We start from the raw sequence: 22596 nt of genomic DNA, 5'->3' as shown, positions 1-22596 counted from the left end.
AATTTTAATCAACCCGGCCAAAAACGAGTGAAGTGCAGTTCCCACCAAAACCAAAAGAGTTCGAAAGCGCATAATGAACGTCCGTTTTGGGCATAAATGCGCTTACGGGCCTTCCTTTGTCTGAATTCATGGGCGTTTTAACGTGCAGACTCGCATACGCTTCTGAATGGACAATGCTCAGAATACTGAAAATCGCTTCCACCGCCCCGGCGGCTCCTAATGTATGTCCGGTGTAAGATTTAGTTGAGTTGAAAAGAGGAATTTGCCCGAATAATGCAGCCATGCCGGTCAGTTCCACTTCGTCATTGTTGGCAGTTCCTGTGCCGTGCGCATTGATGTAGTCAATCTTGTCATAACCGATTCCAGCAACTTCCACTGCCTCGCGCATGGAACGGATCGCGCCGGTGGCTTCCTCAGACATTGCCGATGGATGGTGCGCGTCATTTGCATTTCCATAGCCCGCAACCTCGGCGTAAATTCTTTTATCACCAACCAAATCCGCCTCTTCCAGCACCAGATAGGCCGCGCCTTCACCCAGATTCAAGCCATCCCGATTTTCATCGAAAGGCCTGCAAGGCAAGCTGGAAAGGATTTTGAGGGAATTGAAGCCATTAACCGTGTATTTGGCCAGACTATCCACGCCGCCAACAATGGCCCGCTTCGCCCTCCCCGACCTGATCAGCCTTGCGCCTAGCATAATGGCATTTGCGGATGATGAACAAGCCGTGTTAATGGTGTCCGAAAAACCTCTCAGGCCGTATTTTTCTGATAATTGGATTGTATGCGCTGCACAATTGTAGGCTTCGAGATATTCGGAGCCGCGGGTTTTTAAATTGGCATCTTCATAAAGCTGATCCGTAAGACACATGCCGCCTACTGTGCTGGCTGAAATAAATGCAGTGTCAAATGCCGAAAGTTGCTGTGGTGTAAGGCTGGCATCCGCAATGGCTTCGGCAAATGCCTTGCTAGCGAGCAGACTGGTGCGCGTGTAACCCTTGCTATCCCGCAAACCGAGCATTTCCTTTAATGCTTCATTGCTCGCGGCCGCTTCTCCAAAAGGCAGTTCTGAGGCATATCGTGACTCAAAATGTGCAGCTTGCGAAATCCCCGTCTTCGCATTGCGAAGGCTGTTGTGATTTTCCGACAGATTCTCTCCAATGGCAGAAATAATGCCCATTCCAGTCACCAACACCCTTTTCATGCTCAAACTGTCTTTGTATTGGCCAGAATATATGCAGCCATGTGGTTTACATCAACAAGGATTTTTCTTCCTTCTGCCGGATTAGTGATCTTAATGCCGTATTCTCTTTCAAGTAGCACAACCAATTCAAGCGAATCGATGGAATCAAGTCCCAGATCACCACCAAAAAGCGGTTCGTCGTCCTTAATGTCTTGTGGATTTATATCCAATAAATTCAAATATTGTACGATCTGACCTTTGATGACGGGTTTTAAACTTTCTATATCCATGATTTTCTTTTGGTCGCCTTTTTAATCCGGCCGGATGATTTGTTATTCAAAACTAAATAATTCTTTCCATCCTTAGCTTAAAATAAGTGCCAAGTTGACAAAACAGAATAAATATGCCGAGGAAGGCAAACACGTTTTTGAGTTCATCCCAGCTTCCTCCTTTCAAAAAAAGCACGTAAAAACCTTCCAAACACCAATGTAAAGGTGAAAAATTACTCGCAAACAGCATGAAGCCCGGCATCACAAATGTCGGGACCAGGATTCCGCCGATCGCTCCGAAAATAATAATAGAGATCGCTCCAAAACCATTAGCCTGCTGCTCTGTGCGTGCATATGCGCCAATCATTAAGGCATAACTCACGGCCGCCACGCTGCTGATGAGCACAACGGCTGCGAATGCGAATAAATTGGAAGGGATCGTCAGCTTAGGCAACCCCAGTTCCGGCAGGATCCAGATGCCCATTGAAAATGTGACGGCAACTTGTACAACTGCAACAACCACGTAAACCGCCATCTTGCTGAACATGACGAGCATGAATGTGGTCGGCATTGTCTTTAAGCGCAAGAAACTGCCATTGATACGCTCCTTAACAATGTTGCTTCCCAATGATACGACCATAAAAAACATGGCGAAAATGGTCCAGGCAGGCACATTATGCTGCGTGGAATTAGGGATTGCAGTCGAATTATTGCTGCTCGCGACGATCTGGTCAATTTTGACGCGGTTAGTGATCATTTTATCCTTCAACTTTTGCGATTCGCCGCCCAAGTCCATGGTGGCGTACATTCTGTCGATCATCAGCGAATTTTCGATCACGCTCATGTAAGACTGAATGATGCCCATGACCGAATAGCTGTAATTTTCCTGCAAAACCGGATCATTGTAAAACGATAATGTGGGCATTGAGACTTTTTCCAAAGCAGCCGTGTCCCGATCCAGCCCCAGATCATCCATTAATATGTTGCTGACATCTCTTGCATTACTTTCAAGGCCAGCAGAAAACGTTTTTGGAATATATAAGGCGATGAGCTTGCCTCTGGAAAGCAGCTCCGCTTTGAGCGATTTTTGCGGCACCGCATTCTGCGAATCAATCTTGAAAAGTCCTGATTTTGACAGCAATGAAACCAGTTTATCCCCTTCTTTACCAGCATCATGATTCACAACCAGCAGCGGGATCTGATTTTCATTCACCATTTTATAAGCGCTGTCCTGGATGATCGTAATGATAAAAACCAGCAAAAGCGGCATCAGAAACATGAGCGCCAGTCCGACCTTATCATTGATGAGGAGCAAATATTCTTTGCGTAATGATGAAAAAATCTTGAACATATCAATCCCTGTACGCCTCTCCTGTCAAATTGATAAATAGAGATTGCAGGCTGGAAACATTGTGCTTTACTTTCAAATCGTCCAAAGCTCCGTTCGCAATAACCCTGCCATGATCGATGAGCGCAATGTGTTTGCAGAATTCTTCGGCCTCGCTCATGTGGTGGGAAGTGTAGATAATGGTCGTTCCCGTCTCATTAATCTGTCGCAGATAACGAATAATGGCATTTCTGCTTTGCACATCGACGCCGACGGTGGGCTCGTCCAAAAACAAAATGTCAGGCTCATGAATAATGCCGATCGCCAAATTTACCCTGCGCTTCATGCCACCTGAAAAAGTGCTTACTTTCTTGTCAGCGAATTTAGCCAGTCCGAGAATGTCGAGTAAATGTTCACGGCGCGTTTCCAAATCTTTTTTTCCAAGATTATACATTGCGCCAAAGTAATCCAGATTTTGTCTCGGCGTCAGTTCCTGGTAAAAAGCATATTCTTGCGGAACAAACCCAATGCGGCTTTTCCGCTCCTGTTCTGAACTGATCTGACCGTTGTTATAAAAGTTAACGATTCCGGACGAAGGCGGGATAATGCCGCAAAGAATGGAGATAAGCGTGGTTTTGCCTGCTCCGTTAGGGCCAAGCAAACCAAAAACATCAGACGTTTCAATGGTAAGCGAAACATCCGAAAGACTGTTTTCCTGCGCTGTCTTATATTTTTTAAAAACGTTTCGGATCTCAATGCAAGCCGGTCCGGTCATCATATTGCAGTCATTTGCCAAGCCTAAGTCTGGAAAGCTTTTCAAATGCTTCTTTTTCCACAGCACGAATCTCAACCAGCATATCAGCTATTTCTTCAAAATCTTTTTGCTCAGTCAGGCGGCCTTTGTAAACACCTGCCATTTTTATAGCACTCGCGCGCCACATATCACCGGCTTTGGTAAAATCCTCAGAAATAACCGAAAGGCGGTCATCCTGCATGTAACCCGATGCTTCTTCCAAAAAAGCCCCGTATAAAAATCGAAATCCACCTCCGCCTGTGCCGATCTCTTCCTGCATCCGCACGATCTGGCCCAGATAAAGACTTGCTTTTTTCAGACCCAGTTTGTCACGCCATTTCCGGATATGCCCGGCCGTGTGCCTGATTCCATTTACGCCTGCAAAATTCCCAGGGATCTTGATCATATCTCGCACATTGCGGCGAATCCCGCTTGCAATCCCCTGCCGGATGACATCGTCCGTGATGGGCCTCACTTTTTCAGGAAAATAAATGTGACCTTTCGGGGCGAGCGGCCCTTGCGCAAAGCGAACGCGGCTCAATTCTGGCTTAGTTAAGCTGGTAACATCTTCCATCACCGGATCGCTGATCAGATAATTATCATTTTCCTGCCCAAAAACGATGAGATTATGCGCATTGAAATGGAAGCGATATTCTTTCGGGAAATAAGTCAGGTGAAAAACACCGACCTGGCAACCAACCGGAACGCCCTGCTTCACTTTTTGATCCAAAAAAGCCTCCGCAGCGGCGGGATTCGAGAATTTCTTGCGTGTAACGTCAACGCCCAAAGACCTGCAGGTGCGCTTGAAAATGGCGCCCGGCATGGTCCTGAATGAAATGGCGGGACCATTGTTAACCGTAAGAAATGGAATTTGTATGTAAAAAAGTCCGGAACCCATGCCAAAAGCAAGCGGCTCAGTCATAAAGTCCAGACCGTGATAACGTAATAAAGCGGTCGTAACCCCATTCTCACAATGCGCCGTCTGAACATGTCGGAATTCATCCGTATGGCTATCAATATTCACTGGATCAACCTTTAAAATTTTTTAATTCGTTCAGCGTAATGTCAAACGCGGCAGCATATTTTTGAAGCTTGCGGTCACTTAAACCTTTGAAAACAGCAGGTTTTAAATGTCTTTTGATAAAAAACGGAAAAAATCCGGTGTAACCCGAAAGCACTGGCAAATCCATCAGCCGCAGCTCCATATAATAATGAATAGGACTTTTTTCTCCGGTCAAAACCGCCTTCCGTGCATCCGCTATACGTTCATTTACATCGTCCCAGGCACTGTCCAATGCTTGCTTTTTGACTTCCCAGCCACGGCTTAATGCCGTTTCATATTTCCCGTCCGCATTTTTGACGTAACATACTTCCCTGGTGAACTGGTCCAGGGCGCCGGGATCTTGTGGTAAGTCTTCTTTTTTCATTGGATCAAATGCTTTTGAATCAGCAAACGGTCAATAAACAGAACATATATGAGAAACGGGAGCTTTCCGGAACGGCTAAAAGTATTTTCTCGCCTTTCTTCAAAACGCCGCTGTAAAACACCTCTTCAAGCATCATGTAAATCGAAGCGGAACCCACGTTTCCCTTGGTTACCAGATTGGTATACCACTTTTCTTTGGAAATCGGCATGCCATTTTCGATGCAAAAATCTTCTATTTTGTTTTCAAAAAAGTAACTGGACAAATGCGGCAGGAAGTAAGTTACCTCGTCCATGCTCATGCCTTTTTTGATGAGAATGTCTTTGAGTTTGGCAAAACCTAATTTAACAATTTTTTCTCCTAAAAGCTTCACATCCTGCTTAATACTGAAAACTGAATGCTCCTGAACTTCTTCATTAGTATAGTCTTTATAGCTTTTCAGGGAGCCGTCTTCCAGCTTGTCGGCGCCCATGTACATGCACGCTTCCTGCTCATTGGCATAGGAACAGCCTTCAACCCAATCTATCTTTAAAGAAATTCCTGTTTTGTTCGGTTCGGATTCGACCAGAAATGCGCCTGCGCCGTCTGACAACATCCATCTTAAAAAGTCCTTTTCAAATGCCAGATATGGATTGCGCTCCAATTTCAACAACTGCTGCACCTCATCCTCAAACTGATTTGCCCGCAAAACCGGCGAAAGCCGCTCCGAAGCGCAGGCAACAGCCTTTTCCTTTTCACCCAACTTTACAGACATATACGCATACTTGAATGCATGCATTCCCGCGCAGCATACGCCCGAAGGAGATACAACTTCAATCGAGGCGGTGTTTTTCAGATAACCGTGAACCATTGAACCGTGCGACGGCATAAGCTGATCCGGACTTGAAGTGGCACAGCTTGATAAGTCCACTTCCTTGATTTCTGACGCGTTATTTTTGAAAAGATTGGTTACTGCCAGCGATGCCATTTCGGCATTCGTGTGTGTGGCTGTCCCGTCCTTTTTCAGCGCATAATATCTGCTTTTTATTCCGTTATTCCGTAAAACGATTGCTTTTGATTTGGAAGGTTTTCCGTTGATGTAGCCTAAATACGCTTCCATATCTTCATTAGGAACGGGCTCATTGGGCAAGAACTTGGCAATTCTGGTAATATATGCTTCTGACATTATTATTTGGTTTCGACACCACAAAAGTATTGTTTTTTCTTCTCAATCGTATTTCCGGTAAACGGCACGATCAGCAAATTATATACGAACAGTATGACCGGCGCCACCATGAAAAGCGCGATCAGCAGATAATATTTAAATAAAGTTACCAACCTTTTTCGCTTCGCCGGCGTGGTTCCTTTTGTCTTGATCAAATTGGCCCAAATCCTGAAAAGCTTTTTTGCACGTTGTTCAATAAACAAAATGTCTGTCGGGATTTTAATCAATCCGGTCGCAAGAATCTCACTTTGGAGGCCTGAATAGTTGTTTTTTTCCCAGGCGGACTTTACAATTCCTCCAAACCGCGATCCGCTGTTAATGTCTTGCTGACTGACTCCTGGTAACGGAAAAAATCCCCATTTCTTGTCTTTCCGGCCGGTTAACATCCAATGTAAAATCGTGAATGCACTGATCAGATTAGACGTCCGGTCCATCAGCGGAATGTTACTGACGAGTTTTCCACCGGCATTAATAATGAGTTTTTTCACGCTTTCCTGCGAATTCAGCCACATATTCCGGCCGCCGATTATGGTTACGACCGGCGTTCCCCGCATGATTGTCTGAAATGCGGGATCTTTCAGAAGTGAAGTAATTGGCGGTGACGGTGACAGAAACCAGGGCTGATATCCCAACACGATCAGGTCGTAACGGTCAGTGGAAAACGCAATGGGTTTCAGTGGAATCGTGTCTTCCTGCACGCATTCCGGCATTTTGTCGAAGAATTCCTCTGTTGTCCAGGGAAAAACGTAAGGTGTTTGAGGGAAAATCAGATGCCGCTCAATGCTGGCCGGGTCAAAAGGAGATAGAAACTGGTCGATGATTTCATTCAACTGTCCTGTTTGTGAGTAATTAACGACTAGAATCTTTCCCATTTATCAAAAAAACCTATTTACTAAGTTCACTTTAAATCCGCCGCCCGCAAAACTTTGGAATCTTTTGCGTAGCTGGAGATGACTGCTTTTAAATCATTATCTAATTTACCATATCCTGAAATAACCGCCTGCTTATCTTCGTCAAGCTGCTTGTTGTATTTCAAAATTTTCGGTGCGTTTTCCTGGATTGTAAGCCTTAGGAAACGAAATTCCACATTTCCCGGATTGCTTTTTATTTCATCTTCCAGTAAAGCGCCACCTTCTTTAAATGTCTTCACTTTTCCTTTCGCTCCCTTTATGAAACCCGCTTTCTTCATAGTCAGCGCACCTTTGTAAGCTTTTGTACGCGAAGTTGATTTTTCTTTTTCCAGACCGGCGATGGCTTTATCAATCGTCGCTTCGTCTCCGCTGGATAAGGCTTTATAAAATGCCTGTCTATCAGCTTGCAGCATGATGAATGCTGAACAGGCGAAAAGTGCGAGGAATAAAATGCTTAATGTGTGTCTCATTGAACTGCCCGCTTTTTGCATTCAAGAATCGTATGGTAACTGTCGCCGATCAACGGATATGTTTCCACAATATCGAATCCGGCTTTTCGTGCCAGATCCTTCATAACCTCAATCCGATACATTTTACTGTTGCCATTGGCCATAATTGTAAAATAAAGCGACGTAGCAACGAGACTATAATGTGCAGCGGGATAGTTTTGGTTGTCGAAAAACGGTTCAAGAATGTATAATGTTGTGTTTTCCGAGGAAGCATTGCATGCATTTTCCAAAATTTGAATGATCTGATCTTTGGAAAAACAATCTAGAAACTGGCTCATCCAGATCACATCCGCACCTTCTGGAATCTTTTGCTCGGGATCAAGCAGGTTAATTGCGTGGAAATCAATGCGGTCTGTCAAACCTTTTTTCTGCAGCATTGGCTTTTGCAACTTTCAATTGAACGGGCAAATCCAAGATTTTTATCTTAACATCCGCGTCATGATTGCAGCAGGCGAACGACCATTTTCCTGTGTTTCCACCGACATCGAAAATCAGTTTTGGCTTTTTCTTGAAAACAATTTTCAATGCTTCCGGAAATGCATTGTCGGAATAATAATGGTCAAATTGAAACCAGGAAGTTTTTGCAGGCTCCGGCAAGATCGACAGACCTTCATAAATGGTTGGCCAGTTGCCCAATGTTTTCAGACCTTCCGGCTTCTCATTTGTAATGCTTTCGGTCATGCTTTTGGCGCCAAGATAGCAGACATCATTCATAAAATTGATGTTAACCCGCGTCATTTCATCCTTTAAAAGGAAGAAACCGATCTTACTGATTTTTACAATGTCATTTTCAATTTCAACCACTCCTAGAATTTCAGCCGCTTCGAGCAGCAATGTCACACCATATTCAGAAACGTCGGTTTTTTCAATGATCGTGTCGATACTAACACCTTTCCGGTTGTTGTTAATAAACTGCAAAATCCCCAGATCCCGCAGAGCGACAACCGCCTGAAAATACATGGGTCCGAACGCTATCTTTTGTGCTTCATATTTGGCGTCTACTGCCGATAATTCTTTTTTCATTCTACGCTTTAAGGTTCATTATTTGCCGTAGAGGCGGGTATCATTCTATCCTTGAACTTTCTTCGGTGCTTTTTCTTTTTAAGGTCCTCTTCGTACCAGATAATGTATCCGCCCATGGTCCCTTTCAGACGCTGAAAAAAGTTTTCTCTGTCCGAGAGTTTTACAAATCCTTCCTGCATGGCCGACTTGTAATCGATCTTTGGCTCATACAGATTCATCACTTTCAGCGTGTCGATAACGGTCGGCAATAATCCGATCGGCAATTCAAAACGCTTGATAAATCTGCGCATGTAGCTGGTTTGGATCGGGTCCGTTGCGAGTGCAAGTTTCGTAAAACCGAGGTCTTTTGCAAGGCGATACGAATAGTATACGTTTTCTGTGCTGTGCTGAGCACGTTCTTCTGTAATGAGATGTTCACGCGGAACACCCAGAGCCTCAGCATAGTTAGCCATCACTTTGCTCTCGACGTAAGGTGTCGCGACGGCTGCTCCGGAAAAAATGATGTTCTTGGTATAACCCATCGCATATAGATAATATGCCCAGTGAATGCGCATTTGCAGGATCATATCCCATTTTTGACCGTCGTGCGGAAAACCGGGCACGATCACTGCGTCATAAGGTTTGTTCCTTAAGGCCTTTTTGAAATGCTTTTTCGGCTGAGCGATAAAGCATTTTTCCGCAGCCTGAAAGCATTAAGGTGAGGCATGCCGATATGATTAAAGGTAAAATCCGCACGATGTGATTGATCTGTTAAAGAGTGAGCTGTGAAGCGTTCTCCGAAATGGGGAACAAATCACAGCTCACAAAAAAATATGCTATGGTATCGGTAATGATCTTTCTTCTAAAAATAAGCAATTCTATTTAATTATCAGGCTTTATAAGCTTTGCTCCATTTTTTGTAAAGCTTGGAGTCGATCTCCTGGTTGATTTTATAAACGCCTCCTGCCCAGTAATTACGGAATCCAAAACCGCCTGCTTTGCCTTCTACTTTTTCGGTGTGAAGGACTTTTTTCGTGTTCAGGTCGATGAATGTGACCCATACAGTCATTTTTTCAGCGGTTTTACTCAGGCTCTCCACAACATACACAACGCCTACTCCATCCTTTTCACTCAGTGCATATTTGGAAACCGATTTTTTAACCTGATCCTCGGTCAATGTTGCTTCTGTGTCGGTAATGTTATCCGCAACATTTGCTGATTTGTTAAATTTAACCATATCCTCCACTTTCGAGGCATACTGATCGTCTTTCAGATTAAATGCTTTTTGCAGCGAAAATTTTTTTGGTTCCATCTCGATCAGATTGTTCCAGCTCACCATATGCTGGTTCTGAATGGCAGTAGGATCCATAAAACCAATTTTCCCAACATATTTGGCCTGCGTAAAATCGAGGCCCAGGAAGACGAGCTTGGTTTTGCCATTGAAAAGATCCGCCATGGTGTTATCGGCAGAAGCAAACCCAGCATGCAAAAGGATCAACGCAACTAGTAACAACTTTTTCATAAAATGAGCTTATTAAAATGAAAGAATAGATTGTTGTTAAAGCTTTTTGTCCAAAAACGCGGCAAGTGATTTTCCAGCCTTTGCATAGGATTCAGCAATGCGGACGCCTGTATCGAAATCAAAACCACCAAATTGACCGCCTGGCACATTGCGCATATTGATTTGAGCAACCTTCGCCGATTTGTTTGCTGATTCTACCAGATCAACTTCGTAATCCACATATGCATTCTTGCGCATCACCCCGACATTGAAGCCTGGCTCGACAAATTTCGTATGAACGATCAGCGTGTATTGCGCATCCGGACGGGACTGAACGGCTTGCAAACCTTTATCCGCTAAACCTTTGTTAAATAATTCTTCAAATTTTGGTTCAAAGCGTGCTTTGCGGTCGTCCACCCAAGCCTTCTTCCACGTGTCCCCTTTTCCGGCTTCCTTGGCATTGTACTCAGCCGATTTCTTGTCGAGATATTCTTTTTCCGTAGCAAATTTCCCAACCCCGAATTCCGAATAATCGTATTCAATGTTAACTGTTTTCTGACCTGACAACACGCTGACGTCCCCGCTTTTCAGATCAACTCTTTGGGCAAACGAATCGCTTGCTCCGATTGCCGCAATGGTGATTGCGGCCGCATAAACGAACTTTTTCATGATAGTAATTTTATTTTTTTATGGTAATAGAGGGTTCAAATATAGATCAATTTTTCAGGTTTGCGTTTTTCCTGTTTGTATATTCGAAAGTTGAGTTCTTCAGCGGTTATGAACTGAAATGAGGGCGTCACGCGCAGCCGCGATTTGAATAATGAATGCAGTTTTTCACGAAAAAAAGTGGTCTGCAACTGCATAGGAAGCAAAATGGCAATGTCATCGTTACCAAACTCATTTTTTGAAACCACAACCTGATAAAGCTCTATTTCCTGGACCATATCGAGCACATCGAAAATCGCAGGCGGAAATATCGTGGTTCCCTTGAATTTGATCATTTGCTGTTTCCGGCCAACGACCGGCCCTAACCTCGGACTTTTACGACCGCACGCGCACGGTTCATAATATACATGGCACAAGTCGCCGGTGCGATAACGCAGTAACGGCATGCCCTCAACGCCCAGCGTGGTGATGACAACCTCTCCCATCCCACCCTCTTGCACCACGCGGTCATGCTCATCCACGACTTCAAGGATCAGCAGATCTTCATTCAAATGTCCGCCCCGGCCTTCTTGACATTCCGTAAAAGCAGCGCCCATTTCCGTGGAGGCGTAAGTCGAATACAACTGCACATTCCACTGCGAAGTGATCCGCTTGCCAAGTTCATTATAAGTGAAATCCGGGTTGCGAATGGGTTCGCCAATGCAAATGACCGACTTAATGCTCGAAGATGCGTAATCGATTCCGTTGGCAACGGCGTAATCGATCAGGCGGGGAATGAATGATGGAATGGCGATGATAACTGTTGGAGAAAAGCGCTGAATGGATTCCCATTGCAGAAACGGAGCACCCGGCCCCACGCGGATCATGCCGGCGCCGAGTTTTCTGGCACCCATCCAATAAGCCAATCCGGCCATAAAACGCTTATCAATCGTCGTCATAAGCTGATAAATGTCCAGCTCAGAACCGCCCGCGCAACGGAACGATTCCGACTCATTATCCGCAAGCCTTTCAATGTCAGAATCGGTCAGATAAAAAGCCACCGGGTCGCTTAATGTGCCTGAGGTCGTTACGTAATCAGCGATCCTGCTTTTAGGAACACACAGAAAATCATCATTAGCAGCCGCCAGATCGTCTTTTGTAGTAAATGGAAGCTTTGCAAGGTCGGCAACCGTGACAATGCTGTCGACATCGACGCCGTGTTTCCGGAAAACTTTTTGATAGTAAGGGGAATGCGCCGAAACATAAGCGAGCAAGTGTTTTAATTTTTGCTCCTGCGTCTCACGGATCATTTCAAAGGTCATTTGGAATCTGATTTAATGCTAACGATGGAAAAAACGAATTTCCGGCTTTCTACAATTTTATTTTCGATCGACCTTCGCTCACTGGCCGAGGAAACGTCTTTTGACAGTGCTGCTTCGTAATATTTGATGGCTTTCTTGAAGTTTTTATTCTTTTTGAAATAATCGCCTAAAAACAAATAAGTAAGGAAGCTTTCAGGATTGTTGGCAACGAAAGCAATTTCTTCTTGCTTGGAAAGCTCAAACGGAACGTCCATGAGCACATATTTCGTGATTTTTTGTCTCGTCGCCTTGAATGCTTCAAACTTCTTGTAATCATTGGAAGCCAAAAACGGGTCCGACCTGATTTTAAGCGAATCGTTGGACTGAAACTTACCATTATGCGCAAATACATCATTCAGATTATAATAAATGAATTCACCCAATTGGTAAGGCGGCGTTGAGATCCACATTTCCTTTTTTTCCGGTTTAAATAGAATGCCGTGATGCGCAATGAGCTGATTTAATGTTTTGGAATTGCCATAACCAACAAATTTGTCATCCAATCCCTTCTGATCACGTAAAATGGCGGCTGCTTTGTCCACATTCATTGGATATGAACGGGTTAGCAACTGATTCATGCGGTCGAACCGTGATTTAGAATCCGAGTCGTTAATGTTATCAATGTTCACCGAATCCTTAATAAAAGCATTTCCCTGATAATGATTGGCACAAACCAGATAGTCATTGTCGGACTCATAAACGTCCATTTTCAAGGGAGATTTTTCAATAATAGCCGCATCATCATCCGCCGCCGAACCGATCAGCAATGATTCCGAAACAAATGTTTCGCTCCGTTTTGCGATTTTGGTTGCTTCTTCAATGGTGCCTGCATATTGTAAAATTTCCCTGGCCAAAATCGAGATCGGCTCCTTGGCAGAGAACGGAATGTCTGATTTGGAAGCATTTAATGTGACGGTTATGCCTTTCTCGTTCATTCCCGAAACCACGCCCGTAAGGCCCGCCCATGCATAGGAGGCAAATTTGTAACCTTTATCAGGATTCATGAAAACGATTAATTTATCTTCCGCAAACGCATCGCCCATGTAGAAATCAAAATTGCGGGCAATCAGCAGCGTGGAATCGATTGTTAATGCATTATTTACTGCAAATGATGTGCAGCCAACCATATTCAGATCCGTGAGCGCGTGGCCAATGTCGTGGGCTGCGTGATAGTTGAGAATGCGGTAATATTTTGGCCCAATGTAGTTGAACTGCTCCGAAAATGACTGGGAAACGCCGTAAATCTCCTGCTGATTTTCCTTCGGAATATATTTATAAATGTCCCGGTTAAACCACCCTACAAAGCCTTTGAGCACTTGTAAAAAAAAGCTGCTCGGAATCAGTTCCTTGATCTGATTTACAAAATGGACTTCCTGTTTTTCCATCAATTCCTTTGCAAGAATGCCGTAAATCAGCCCCCGTTCGTAAGGTTTCCCTTCCAGATACATTTCCCAGATTCCCTGCTTATTCTTTTTTAACCAGCAATTTTCAACGGCATAATGATTTTCGCCGAGCTTCACACGTTTGTAACTTTCGGTAGTTTTATTACTTTCAAGTTCGGGAGCGGGCACGTGGATCCGCCAGAGGAAAATGCCAAACAGGATTCCAACGATCAGGAAAAATATGCCGACAACTTTCAGGACGGATCTTGTTATTTCACTTTTGGGCCACATAAGCAGGAGATTCGGGCAATGAAAATGGTGCGCCCGGTCGAATATCAAAATTAATAATAAATGGGCATCTGTTACATAAAAAGCATTTCGGAACATGCGTCACTCGGGCTCTGGCATATGACAGAAAGTTGGGAAACATTACAGCATTTAGTCAATCTGCCAGATTCTGCTTTGCAATCCATTGCTGAAAATCAACGAGATAAGCGCAAACAGGAATGGCTCGCCTGCCGGGTTTTGTTGCAGCAAATGCTCCCGGTGAAACCAATTATCGCTTATGACGAAAATCGCAAACCACATATTGAAAACGATGGTCACCAGATTTCCATGTCGCATTCAGGCGAATATGTAAGCGCGTATATTCATGAGAGTGAGTCCGTTGGCGTTGATTTGCAACTGATGAAGCCGTCTATTTCAAAAGGCTCTGACTATTTTCTCAATGCTTTGGAACAACAGTGGGTTAATTTGGAAGACAATTTGCTGCTGCATTTGATCTGGTGTGCCAAAGAAGCTGTTTTTAAATATGCCGGCGATGCTGATCTTGACCTGAAAAAACATATCATTACAAATCCGTTCGATAGCAACCAAAAAGGAAATATTGAGGTTTCTATTCAAAAGGAAAATATGCAGAAATCCGTCAAAGTGCAGTACGACACATTTGATGCATATATCCTCGCGTGGACCATTTGACATTCGATACAATAACCTGACCCTAATATGCCCCGATTGCTTACCATCCTCCTTTTCTTACTTACTTTCCAACTTTCTGCGCAGGTTCCGTCGCAGTCTTCAAGCGAAATTTTTCAAAACATTAAAAAACTGAGTGTCCTCGGCTCAGTCCTTTACATTGCCGCGCATCCGGATGATGAAAACACATTAATGTTGTCTTACTTGTCAAAAGATCAGCTGGTTAGAACGGGATATTTGTCCTTGACAAGAGGCGATGGCGGGCAGAATCTCATCGGCGCAGAACAGGGTTATAACATTGGCGTGATTCGTACACAAGAATTGTTGGCAGCACGCCGCATTGACGGAGCGCAGCAGTTTTTTTCAAGGGCTTATGATTTTGGTTTTTCCAAAACCCGCGATGAAACATTGAATTTTTGGGATAAAGACAAAGTCCTTGGCGATGTGATCTGGATGATCCGCAAGTTTCAGCCAGACGTCATCATTACCCGCTTTCCTCCCGATCCGCGCGCAGGCCACGGCCATCATCAGACTTCGGCATTTCTGGCCGAGCAGGGATTTGCACTTGCAGCCGATCCTAAATCTTATCCCGATCAATTGAAATTTGTTAAGCCATGGCAGGCTAAGAGGCTTGTCTGGAACACATATACGCCCGGTTTCACGAACAAGCAGCCCACGGAGGAGAAAAATCCGTTCATTTCAATAGAGATCGGCGGGTATAATCCGGTTCTGGGCACGTCTTACACGGAAATTGCAGCTGAAAGCCGCAGCCAGCATAAAAGCCAGGGTTTTGGAAGCGCTCCGCAACGGGGCGCACGCATTGATTATTTCTTGCATAAAGTTGGTGAGCCTGCTCAAAAAACCTTGTTCGATGGCATTGATGTGTCATGGAAACGGGTGAAGGGGAGTGAAAAGATTCAGACAATGGTTGCAAGTGCGATCAAAAATTTCTCGGTTAACAAGCCTTCTGCGTCCATTCCCGAGCTTTTAAAAATCAATGCTGAGCTTAACCGGCTGGATTCTGCAAACATTTATATCAAAGCAAAAAAAGACGAGGTCAGGGAGTTGATTCTGCAATGTGCGGGACTTTGGTTTGAAACCAATCCGGACGATTATTCGCAGGTGGCGGGAGACACGGCATCAGTGAAAATTGCTGTTGTAAAACGATCTGATTATCCTGTTAAGCTGGTTTCCCTGCATTGGACCGGCAAAGAAAAAGACAGCACGGTTAACCTTGCATTGGTTGATAATGAGCTGAATATGTTCTCAATTAAGCCTGTTTTGCCTGCAAATCTAAAAGTAACGCAACCTTATTGGCTCGAAAAGCCAATTGACAAAGGCTTGTTTCAAATTGACAATCAGCAGGATATAGGATTCCCGGAAAACAGACCTGAAACCGTAACCACATTCAGTTTTGAGATCGGCGGACAGCAATTTTCGTTTTCGCGGCCGTGGGTTTACAAAAGCACGGATCCGGCTGAAGGAGAAATTTACCGGCCATTCGAAATTCGTCCGGCAGTAACAACGACGATTACCGAGCCGGTTTTCATATTTCCTTCATTGGAACCAAAAAATGTAACCATTGTGGTGGAAGCGCAGCGGCAAAATGTAAAGGGTTCAGTGAAACCTGAGATGCCAGCGGGCTGGAAATCAGTGCCGGAGTCGGCCGAATTCAATCTGTCGGGTAAATATCAGCAGCAATATTTCTCTTTTGTGGTGACTCCCCCTGCGACCAACCAGGAAGCAAGGCTGAAAGCCGTTGCGACTGTGGATGGGAAAGTTTATGATAAATCAATCAAAACAATTGCTTATCAGCACATTCCCAGCCAAACGCTTTTCCCGAATTCAGAAGCGAAGCTGGCAAAAATCGATGTAAAAACGACCGTTAAGAACATTGGTTACATTGCCGGAGCCGGTGACGACGTTCCCACGGCATTAAGGCAGATGGATTGCCAGGTTACCATGTTGAATGAGGCCGGTTTGTCCAAAGATCTGGGTGTGTATGATGCGATTGTCGTTGGTGTAAGAGCTTATAACACAGAATCATATTTAGCCAATTATCAGGCCAAATTAATGGATTACGTGAAAAATGGTGGTAACAATGGTCGTTCAATATACGATTCCGGGCAGCCAAAAAGTAAAGCAAATCGGGCCTTATCCGATAGAACTTGGCCGTGACCGCGTGGCGGAGGAAGACGCAGAAATGCGTTTTTTGTTGCCCGAGCATCCATTGCTGAATTATCCGAACAAGATCACGCAAAAAGACTTTGACGGCTGGATTCAGGAGCGTGGATTATATTTTGCGCAGACCTGGGATAAGGCGAATTATCAGGCGTTGTTTTCAGCCAATGATAAGGACGAAACTTTGAAGGAAGGCAGCGTGCTTTATGCACAATATGGCAAAGGACATTACATTTATACGGGATTGTCCTTTTTCAGAGAGCTTCCGGCGGAGTGTTACCGGCGCATACAGGTTGTTTGCCAACATGATATCCGCCGGTAAAAAATAGCCGCTATTTGACGTTCTTTCTGCGGTTACGCTGGAAATCTTCCAGCACAAATCCACCCAATCCTTGCAGATTGCTGTAATAGGCACGTCCGTTATTGACTTGCGTGAAGTTCTGCACAAATTGTTTAAGATATGGATCGGTTGCAATCGTAAAGGTTGTAACCGGGATGTCCAATCTCCTACATTGCGCAGCCAATGTCAGCGTTTTGCTAATGATCTTGCGGTCTAGCCCGAAACTGTTCTTATAGTAACGGATTCCTTCTTTCAAACAAGTCGGTTTTCCGTCTGTAATCATGAAAATTTGCTTGTTGCGCGTTTTCTTACGGCGTAAAATGTCCATAGCAAGTTCCAGACCAGCAACCGTGTTGGTGTGATACGGACCTACTTCCAGATATGGCAAATCTTTGATCTGGATTTGCCAGGCATCATTTCCGAACACGATAATGTCCAGGGAATCTTTGGGATATTTGCTTCTGATCAGTTCTGCAAGCGCAAGCGCAACCTTTTTTGCAGGTGTAATGCGATCCTCTCCATACAAAATCATGGAGTGACTAATGTCGATCATTACCACAGTTGCCGTAGTGGTTTTTTGCTCACGTTCCACCACTTCCAGGTCATTTTCCATCAGCATAAAATCACCGATTCCGTGGTTAACCTGCGCATTTTTGATGGACTCGGTCATTGCGATCTGATCCAATGTATCGCCAAACTGAAACTGGCGCACATCACTGCTAAGCTCGTCCCCTACGCCCATATGCGGCGTGTGGTGGTTTCCGCCCGTTTTGGATCGTTTTAGTTTACCAAAAATTTCGTCCAAAGCACTTTTACGAATGCTTTTTTCTGCTTTTGGCGTCATCACGATCTTGCTTTCGCCTTCTTGCTGCTCTTCCTTAATGTATCCTTTCTTTTTAAGGTCGTCAAAGAAATCGCCGATTCCGTAAGAATCGTTGGTCAGATTATATTGGCGATCCAGCTCACTAAGCCATGACATTGCTTCTGTAACATCCCCGGAAGTCATGAGCAGCAATTGCTGAAAAATGTCAAACAGCTGGTCAAACTTGCTGTTCGCACCCTGTTCGGCTGGTATAAATTTAGAAAAACGATGTCCTCGCATAAATCGGGCTGAATTTTGACCTCTAAAGAGACGGCTACTTTCAAATTTAATCGAAAGTAGCCGTATAATAATGAATGTATTTGGTCTTACGCTTCTTCTGCGCAAAACTCTTCAAACGCCATTTGCAAATGTTGTGCGATCATTTCAGCTGAACGGCCTTCAATGTGGTGACGCTCGACAAAATGGATCAGTTCGCCATCTTTAAACAGCGCCACGGCAGGAAGAAGACGGAGGACCTGGGCAATGCGTACTCACGCGTTTTGGCCGCTGCTTCCCAGATCTGCACCAGCAAAAACAGTCGCCAGGTGATCAGGCTTAATTTCGCTGCGTTGCAAAGCTGCTCTTACACCCGGACGTGCCGGCGCCAGCTGCACAGCCACAAACCGAATTGATAACAACCAATGCTGTTCCTTTTGTTGTCTGCATGAAGCTATCAGACTTCCTCAGCAGTTGTCGAAATCCTGAAAACCAGCATTAACAAGTTCGGCTTTCATTGGAGCCACTAATTGTGGTGGATACATATTTCTAGATAATTAAAGTTATGAAAAATTATATTTTCTGGCAATTACATGAACCCAAAGTTCAAGCTTTGCTTCTTCCGACATCATTTCTGTTGTATAAGGCGGATCGAATGTTAATTCCAGGCTTACGTCATTCACACCTTCCACTTCGCGGATCTTCTGCTTGCGCAACCTTCGCCCGGCAACGTTCCTGCGGATGGGCACCAAGGCGATGTTAGTGTCATTGAAACAAACACATTGTTGACAGGGAATATTTTCAGATCGTGAATCAGGCCCAACTCGTACAACATCCACCGGAATCTCCGGATCGTAAACCGTTTTGATGGCCTTAACAACTTCTTCCCTTAGTTCTGCCTCTGACATTTTATTATATTTTTTACAAATCTGAATTAATTGGCTGCATTGAAAGACTTAGCCTGATATGCCACGCCGTAAGCTCTCATTTGTTTCAACATGGAAGCAAGTCCGTTTGATCTCGTCTGAGCAAGATGCTGGTGCAATCCGATGCGTTCCATAAAATAAAGGTCTGCGTTGGCAATTTCTTCTGGTGTGTGCCCGGACAAAACTTTTACAAGCATGCTAACTAGTCCGCGAACGATAATTGCGTCACTATCCGCTTCAAATTTCAGCAAATCGCCGTCCATGTAAGCATTCAGCCACACCCCTGACTGGCAACCGCCAATAATATCTTCCTCGGTCTTCTGTTGCTCTTCCAATGGAGGAAATGCTTTTGCCGAGATCGATAATGTACTCGTACTTGCTCTCCCAATCATCAAACAATTCAAAATCCGAAATTAGTTCGTCCTGTATCTCGTTTATGGTCATTGTATTTTTAATATTATGCAGCAGCTGTTCTGGTTTCTACCCAACTAATAATTGATTCAGCTGTATCCAGCCCTGCTTTTGAAACTTCTGCAACTGGATTTCCATCGTAACCCATTGACAAATGGAGGCGTGTCATAGGCTCCATTAAATGCGTTGAGAACCTTCTTGTCAAGTTTGGCCAATCGTTCTTTATACCAATCTACGTCCTTTCTTCCCTTGGTTTTATTTTCAAGCAATCCATCCAAAGCTACAAGTACACCCGTATAGGCAGCATGACCTGCTAACTTCACATATTTTTTATCCTGATAAAAACCATCCTCCTTCTTCGCTTTCTCTCTCAGAATCTCTCTCGCGTTATCAATGTAACGCTTTGCTTCTTGTACTGTACTTGACATAGGTGTATATAGATTTGGTTAAAAATTCGGAGGTTAATTTAAGGAAATTACCCAAGCATTCTTTTCACTTTATGAAGGCCCTGGATTAAAAGATCGATTTCTTCGGTTGTGTTGTAAACAGCAAATGACGCCCGGGTGGTTCCGGTAATGTTGAAGCGCCTCATCAATGGTTGTGTGCAATGGTGACCCGTCCTGAACCGCGATGCCTTGCTGGTCGAGCAACACGCCCATATCCTGGTGGTGAATGCCATCAATTACAAACGAAAGCACACTTACTTTTTCCTTCGCCTGACCGATAATTCTTAACCCGTCGATCTCTTTCACAGCTTCTGTTGCATAGGCAAGTAAATGCTGCTCATATGCTGCAATGTTAGATTTCCCCAAATTATCGACATTAATCCAACGCGGTATTTCGAAGCCACAACGTCGGCAATATTCGGCGTGCCTGCTTCAAATTTGTAAGGCAGCTCATTGTAAGTCGTTTTCTCAAAAGTCTTACCTCCTTGATCATTTCGCCGCCACCCCGGTAAGGAGGCATTGCGTCCAGCAATTCTTTTTTGCCATACAAAATCCCCATTCCCGTCGGGCCGTAAATTTTGTGTAAAAGACAAAGAATAAAAGTCGCAATCCAGATATCCTGCACATCCAAATGTAAATGCGAACTGGCCTGCGCGCCGTCCAGCAGCACTTTCGCACCCACTGCGTGCGCTTTTGCAATGATTTCTTTTACAGGATTAATGGTGCCCAGTGAGTTGGAAACATGCACGACGGACACAAATTTCGTGCGTTCTGTCAGCAGCTTCTCATATTCATCCATCAGCAATTCCCCCTCATCATTGATCGGAATCACTTTCAAAACGCATCCCTTTTCTTCACACAGCATTTGCCAGGGAACAATGTTCGAGTGATGCTCCATGGTTGAAATGATAACTTCGTCACCAGCTTTCAGGAAAGTCCTGCCGTAGCTGGATGCAACGAGGTTAATGCCGTCTGTGGTGCCGTAAGTGAAGATGATTTCCTCTGCCAGCGGCGCATTCAAAAATGCCTGCATACGACGTCTCGATTGCTCAAATGCAGATGTCGCTTTCTCAGCTAAATGGTGAATTCCCCTGTGAATGTTTGCATTACAATGCTCATAATAACCCGATAACGCATCCAAAACCAAACGCGGTTTCTGTGTTGTTGCTGCATTAGCCGAAAGTTGAAACCGAGCTGCTTTCCGTTCAGCAATTTCATTCAGGATTCGGAAAGTCATTTCTGATGGAAGCTATATCAAGATTGTTGCTCATTATGACGTCTATTTAAGAAAAAAACCCAACCCAAAAGAATGACAGGTTGGGTTGCAATAAGATGTTCCTGTTGCCAGGTTTATTTATTTTGAAGCAAGCTTCTGAGCAATAACATTTTCAAGATATTCACGAACTGACTCAATTTTAATTTGAGACACCACATCAGCACAGAACGCAAACATTAACAATGACATCGCCTCAGGCTGCGAAATTCCGCGTGAACGCATGTAAAACAGCGCCTCTTCATCGATTTGGCCGGTTGTAGTTCCATGCGAACATTTCACATCATCCGCGAAAATTTCAAGTTGCGGCTTGGTGTTCATTGTCGCTTCAGCTGACAACACAATGTTCTTGCACGATTGAAAAGCATTGGTTTTCTGAGCATCCGGGCGGACGAAGATCTTTCCGTTAAAAACACCCTTCGATTTATCTCTCAAAATTCCCTTGTAAAGCTCATTACTTTCGGAATTAGGCTTGCGGTGATCGGCAACTGTATGGTTATCAACGTGCTGCGTTCCATCCGGGAAATAAAGTCCGTACATATGCGCTTCGCAACGTTCGCCGTCCAGGATAATGTTCAGGTTGTTGCGGGTAAAACGACCATTAAGCGTCACTGTTCCTGCATAAAACTGCGAGCGGTCCAGCATGCGCACCTGAGTGGTCCCAACATGATATGCATTATCGCTTTCGTTCTGAACTTTGTAATATTCAACGCCTGCTTCTTCTCCGACAAATATTTCGGTAACAGAATTGGTAAAAGAGCGCGCATTGCCCAGCGTCCGGAATGCTTCGGCAAGCTTTACATGGGCGTTTTTGCCAACCGCAATGATATTTCTCGGCTGACTTCCCACATTTTCTTCTCTTGCATCGCTTACGAAACGCAGAATAACCGGATGTTCAACAGTTTGGTTATCAGGAATGTGAATAAAGATTCCATCTTGTGCAAATGCTGTGTTCAACGACGTAAATGCATCTTCGTCTTCACCAACCAATTCATTGAAAAACGAATTAACCAATGAAGGATTTTGCTTATAAGCCTCTGATAACGGGCTGATTATAATTTGATCCTGCGAAGAGATAATGCGCGAAAGCGTCGGATGATAATGTCCGTTTACAAAATAAACAATGTTCGCATCCTGAGCCGGGATTTTCAAATCTTCCAGATCCGCCAGCTCCAAAGAACTGTCTGCATTAAAATTATAAGAAACGCTGATCAGATCTTTTACATTAGAGTATTTCCATTCCTCGTTTTTAGGCGTTGGAAAACCCAATCTATCAAACTGAGCCAATGCTGCGCGTTTCTTCTGATGCAAAGCCGATGAGGCTTCACCATTCAGAACAGATTCACGTGCGTGAAAATCCGCGATCAGCTTGGTTTTTAAATCTATTGTTTCGGTACTCATTGATGTATTAATATGGTACTTTTAAATGGAAAGAACATGAAGACAAAACCGCCGCAT

The 22596-nt window shown here is 44.3% G+C and carries 24 protein-coding genes and 6 pseudogenes; 3 read left to right on the top strand and 27 right to left on the bottom strand.

The window, feature by feature from the left end; genetic code table 11:
• Positions 1-4: 4 nt before the first annotated feature.
• The 16 genes from AC0IYG_RS24400 to AC0IYG_RS24325 form a co-directional block, all read right to left on the bottom strand.
• Entirely contained in the window at positions 5-1201 is a 1197-nt protein-coding gene (locus AC0IYG_RS24400) for a beta-ketoacyl-[acyl-carrier-protein] synthase family protein (protein WP_471713680.1), read from the bottom strand.
• 2 nt (positions 1202-1203) lie between these two features.
• The gene (locus AC0IYG_RS24395) at positions 1204-1470 is read right to left on the bottom strand and encodes a phosphopantetheine-binding protein (protein ID WP_471713679.1); all 267 of its coding nucleotides are present in this window, start codon (positions 1468-1470) and stop codon (positions 1204-1206) included.
• A 52-nt stretch (positions 1471-1522) separates the two neighbouring features.
• On the bottom strand, positions 1523-2800 hold the full coding sequence (locus AC0IYG_RS24390; RefSeq protein WP_471713678.1) for an ABC transporter permease: 1278 nt from the start codon (positions 2798-2800) through the stop codon (positions 1523-1525).
• A gap of 1 nt (position 2801) precedes the next feature.
• Complete coding sequence (locus tag AC0IYG_RS24385) at positions 2802-3554, bottom strand: ABC transporter ATP-binding protein (protein WP_471713677.1); 753 nt, start codon at positions 3552-3554, stop codon at positions 2802-2804.
• 7 nt (positions 3555-3561) lie between these two features.
• Positions 3562-4593, bottom strand: a complete 1032-nt coding sequence (darH, locus tag AC0IYG_RS24380) for a BtrH-related acyltransferase DarH (RefSeq protein ID WP_471713676.1) — start codon at positions 4591-4593, stop codon at positions 3562-3564.
• Between the two features lie 4 nt (positions 4594-4597).
• On the bottom strand, positions 4598-4996 hold the full coding sequence (gene DarG / locus AC0IYG_RS24375) for a flexirubin biosynthesis protein DarG (protein WP_471713675.1): 399 nt from the start codon (positions 4994-4996) through the stop codon (positions 4598-4600).
• Between the two features lie 19 nt (positions 4997-5015).
• Positions 5016-6158, bottom strand: a complete 1143-nt coding sequence (gene darB, locus AC0IYG_RS24370) for a dialkylresorcinol biosynthesis protein DarB (RefSeq protein ID WP_471713673.1) — start codon at positions 6156-6158, stop codon at positions 5016-5018.
• A gap of 2 nt (positions 6159-6160) precedes the next feature.
• Positions 6161-7069, bottom strand: coding sequence for a hypothetical protein (locus AC0IYG_RS24365; protein ID WP_471713672.1), 909 nt, complete (start codon positions 7067-7069; stop codon positions 6161-6163).
• Between the two features lie 26 nt (positions 7070-7095).
• A complete protein-coding gene (locus tag AC0IYG_RS24360; protein WP_471713671.1) occupies positions 7096-7578 on the bottom strand; it encodes a hypothetical protein in 483 nt (160 codons plus the stop codon).
• A complete protein-coding gene (locus tag AC0IYG_RS24355; protein WP_471713670.1) occupies positions 7575-7994 on the bottom strand; it encodes a methyltransferase in 420 nt (139 codons plus the stop codon). The genes AC0IYG_RS24360 and AC0IYG_RS24355 overlap by 4 nt, the downstream gene beginning before the upstream one ends.
• Positions 7960-8640: a hypothetical protein gene (locus tag AC0IYG_RS24350; RefSeq protein WP_471713669.1), complete on the bottom strand. Its 681-nt coding sequence runs from the start codon at positions 8638-8640 to the stop codon at positions 7960-7962. The genes AC0IYG_RS24355 and AC0IYG_RS24350 overlap by 35 nt, the downstream gene beginning before the upstream one ends.
• Positions 8641-8648: 8 nt before the next feature.
• Positions 8649-9248: a YdcF family protein gene (locus AC0IYG_RS24345; RefSeq protein ID WP_471713668.1), complete on the bottom strand. Its 600-nt coding sequence runs from the start codon at positions 9246-9248 to the stop codon at positions 8649-8651.
• 260 nt (positions 9249-9508) lie between these two features.
• Entirely contained in the window at positions 9509-10141 is a 633-nt protein-coding gene (locus tag AC0IYG_RS24340) for a hypothetical protein (RefSeq protein WP_471713667.1), read from the bottom strand.
• 36 nt (positions 10142-10177) lie between these two features.
• Positions 10178-10789, bottom strand: a complete 612-nt coding sequence (locus AC0IYG_RS24335; protein ID WP_471713666.1) for a hypothetical protein — start codon at positions 10787-10789, stop codon at positions 10178-10180.
• A 35-nt stretch (positions 10790-10824) separates the two neighbouring features.
• Positions 10825-12087, bottom strand: coding sequence for a flexirubin biosynthesis putative acyl-CoA ligase FlxY (flxY, locus tag AC0IYG_RS24330; RefSeq protein ID WP_471713664.1), 1263 nt, complete (start codon positions 12085-12087; stop codon positions 10825-10827).
• Positions 12084-13799 carry a C45 family autoproteolytic acyltransferase/hydolase gene (locus tag AC0IYG_RS24325; RefSeq protein WP_471713663.1) on the bottom strand — a complete coding sequence of 572 codons (1716 nt, stop codon included), beginning with the start codon at positions 13797-13799 and terminating at the stop codon, positions 12084-12086. Before AC0IYG_RS24325 ends, flxY begins: the two co-directional genes overlap by 4 nt.
• A 60-nt stretch (positions 13800-13859) precedes the next feature.
• Here AC0IYG_RS24325 and AC0IYG_RS24320 point away from each other — a divergent pair, with 60 nt between their 5' ends.
• Genes AC0IYG_RS24320 through AC0IYG_RS24310 form a run of 3 tightly spaced genes read left to right on the top strand, consistent with a single transcriptional unit; the run spans position 13860 to position 16986 of the window.
• Positions 13860-14486, top strand: coding sequence for a 4'-phosphopantetheinyl transferase family protein (locus AC0IYG_RS24320; RefSeq protein WP_471713662.1), 627 nt, complete (start codon positions 13860-13862; stop codon positions 14484-14486).
• Positions 14487-14513: 27 nt separating this feature from the next.
• Positions 14514-16661, top strand: a complete 2148-nt coding sequence (locus AC0IYG_RS24315) for a PIG-L family deacetylase (RefSeq protein ID WP_471713661.1) — start codon at positions 14514-14516, stop codon at positions 16659-16661.
• A complete protein-coding gene (locus tag AC0IYG_RS24310) occupies positions 16585-16986 on the top strand; it encodes a hypothetical protein (RefSeq protein ID WP_471713660.1) in 402 nt (133 codons plus the stop codon). The genes AC0IYG_RS24315 and AC0IYG_RS24310 overlap by 77 nt, the downstream gene beginning before the upstream one ends.
• 10 nt (positions 16987-16996) lie before the next feature.
• Here the strand turns inward: AC0IYG_RS24310 and AC0IYG_RS24305 are convergent, their stop codons facing one another.
• The 11 genes and pseudogenes from AC0IYG_RS24305 to sufD all read right to left on the bottom strand — a co-directional run bounded on the left by AC0IYG_RS24305 (position 16997) and on the right by sufD (position 22539).
• Positions 16997-18106, bottom strand: a complete 1110-nt coding sequence (locus AC0IYG_RS24305) for a vWA domain-containing protein (RefSeq protein WP_471713659.1) — start codon at positions 18104-18106, stop codon at positions 16997-16999.
• An 86-nt stretch (positions 18107-18192) separates the two neighbouring features.
• Positions 18193-18441: pseudogene (locus AC0IYG_RS24300) on the bottom strand (BrxA/BrxB family bacilliredoxin).
• On the bottom strand, positions 18422-18532 hold the full coding sequence (locus AC0IYG_RS24295; RefSeq protein ID WP_471713658.1) for a BrxA/BrxB family bacilliredoxin: 111 nt from the start codon (positions 18530-18532) through the stop codon (positions 18422-18424). Before AC0IYG_RS24295 ends, AC0IYG_RS24300 begins: the two are co-directional and overlap by 20 nt.
• A 113-nt stretch (positions 18533-18645) precedes the next feature.
• Positions 18646-18990: pseudogene (locus AC0IYG_RS24290) on the bottom strand (iron-sulfur cluster assembly protein).
• Between the two features lie 26 nt (positions 18991-19016).
• A pseudogene (locus AC0IYG_RS24285) lies at positions 19017-19452 on the bottom strand (SufE family protein).
• Positions 19453-19465: 13 nt separating this feature from the next.
• A complete protein-coding gene (locus AC0IYG_RS24280; RefSeq protein ID WP_471713657.1) occupies positions 19466-19567 on the bottom strand; it encodes a hypothetical protein in 102 nt (33 codons plus the stop codon).
• Between the two features lie 103 nt (positions 19568-19670).
• Positions 19671-19847, bottom strand: a pseudogene (locus AC0IYG_RS24275) (DUF5618 family protein); the annotation flags it as partial.
• Positions 19848-19894: 47 nt separating this feature from the next.
• Positions 19895-20011 (bottom strand): hypothetical protein, encoded by a 117-nt coding sequence (locus AC0IYG_RS24270; protein WP_471713656.1) that lies wholly within the window; start codon positions 20009-20011, stop codon positions 19895-19897.
• Positions 20012-20105: 94 nt separating this feature from the next.
• Positions 20106-20216: pseudogene (locus tag AC0IYG_RS24265) on the bottom strand (hypothetical protein); the annotation flags it as partial.
• Positions 20168-21102: pseudogene (locus AC0IYG_RS24260) on the bottom strand (aminotransferase class V-fold PLP-dependent enzyme). The pseudogenes AC0IYG_RS24260 and AC0IYG_RS24265, both read right to left, overlap by 49 nt.
• A 117-nt stretch (positions 21103-21219) precedes the next feature.
• Positions 21220-22539 carry a Fe-S cluster assembly protein SufD gene (sufD, locus tag AC0IYG_RS24255; protein ID WP_471713655.1) on the bottom strand — a complete coding sequence of 440 codons (1320 nt, stop codon included), beginning with the start codon at positions 22537-22539 and terminating at the stop codon, positions 21220-21222.
• Positions 22540-22596: the final 57 nt, after the last annotated feature.

The sequence above is a fragment of the Dyadobacter sp. AC419 genome (assembly GCF_979253085.1).
This window is presented reverse-complemented; position numbering and strand designations above follow the sequence as displayed.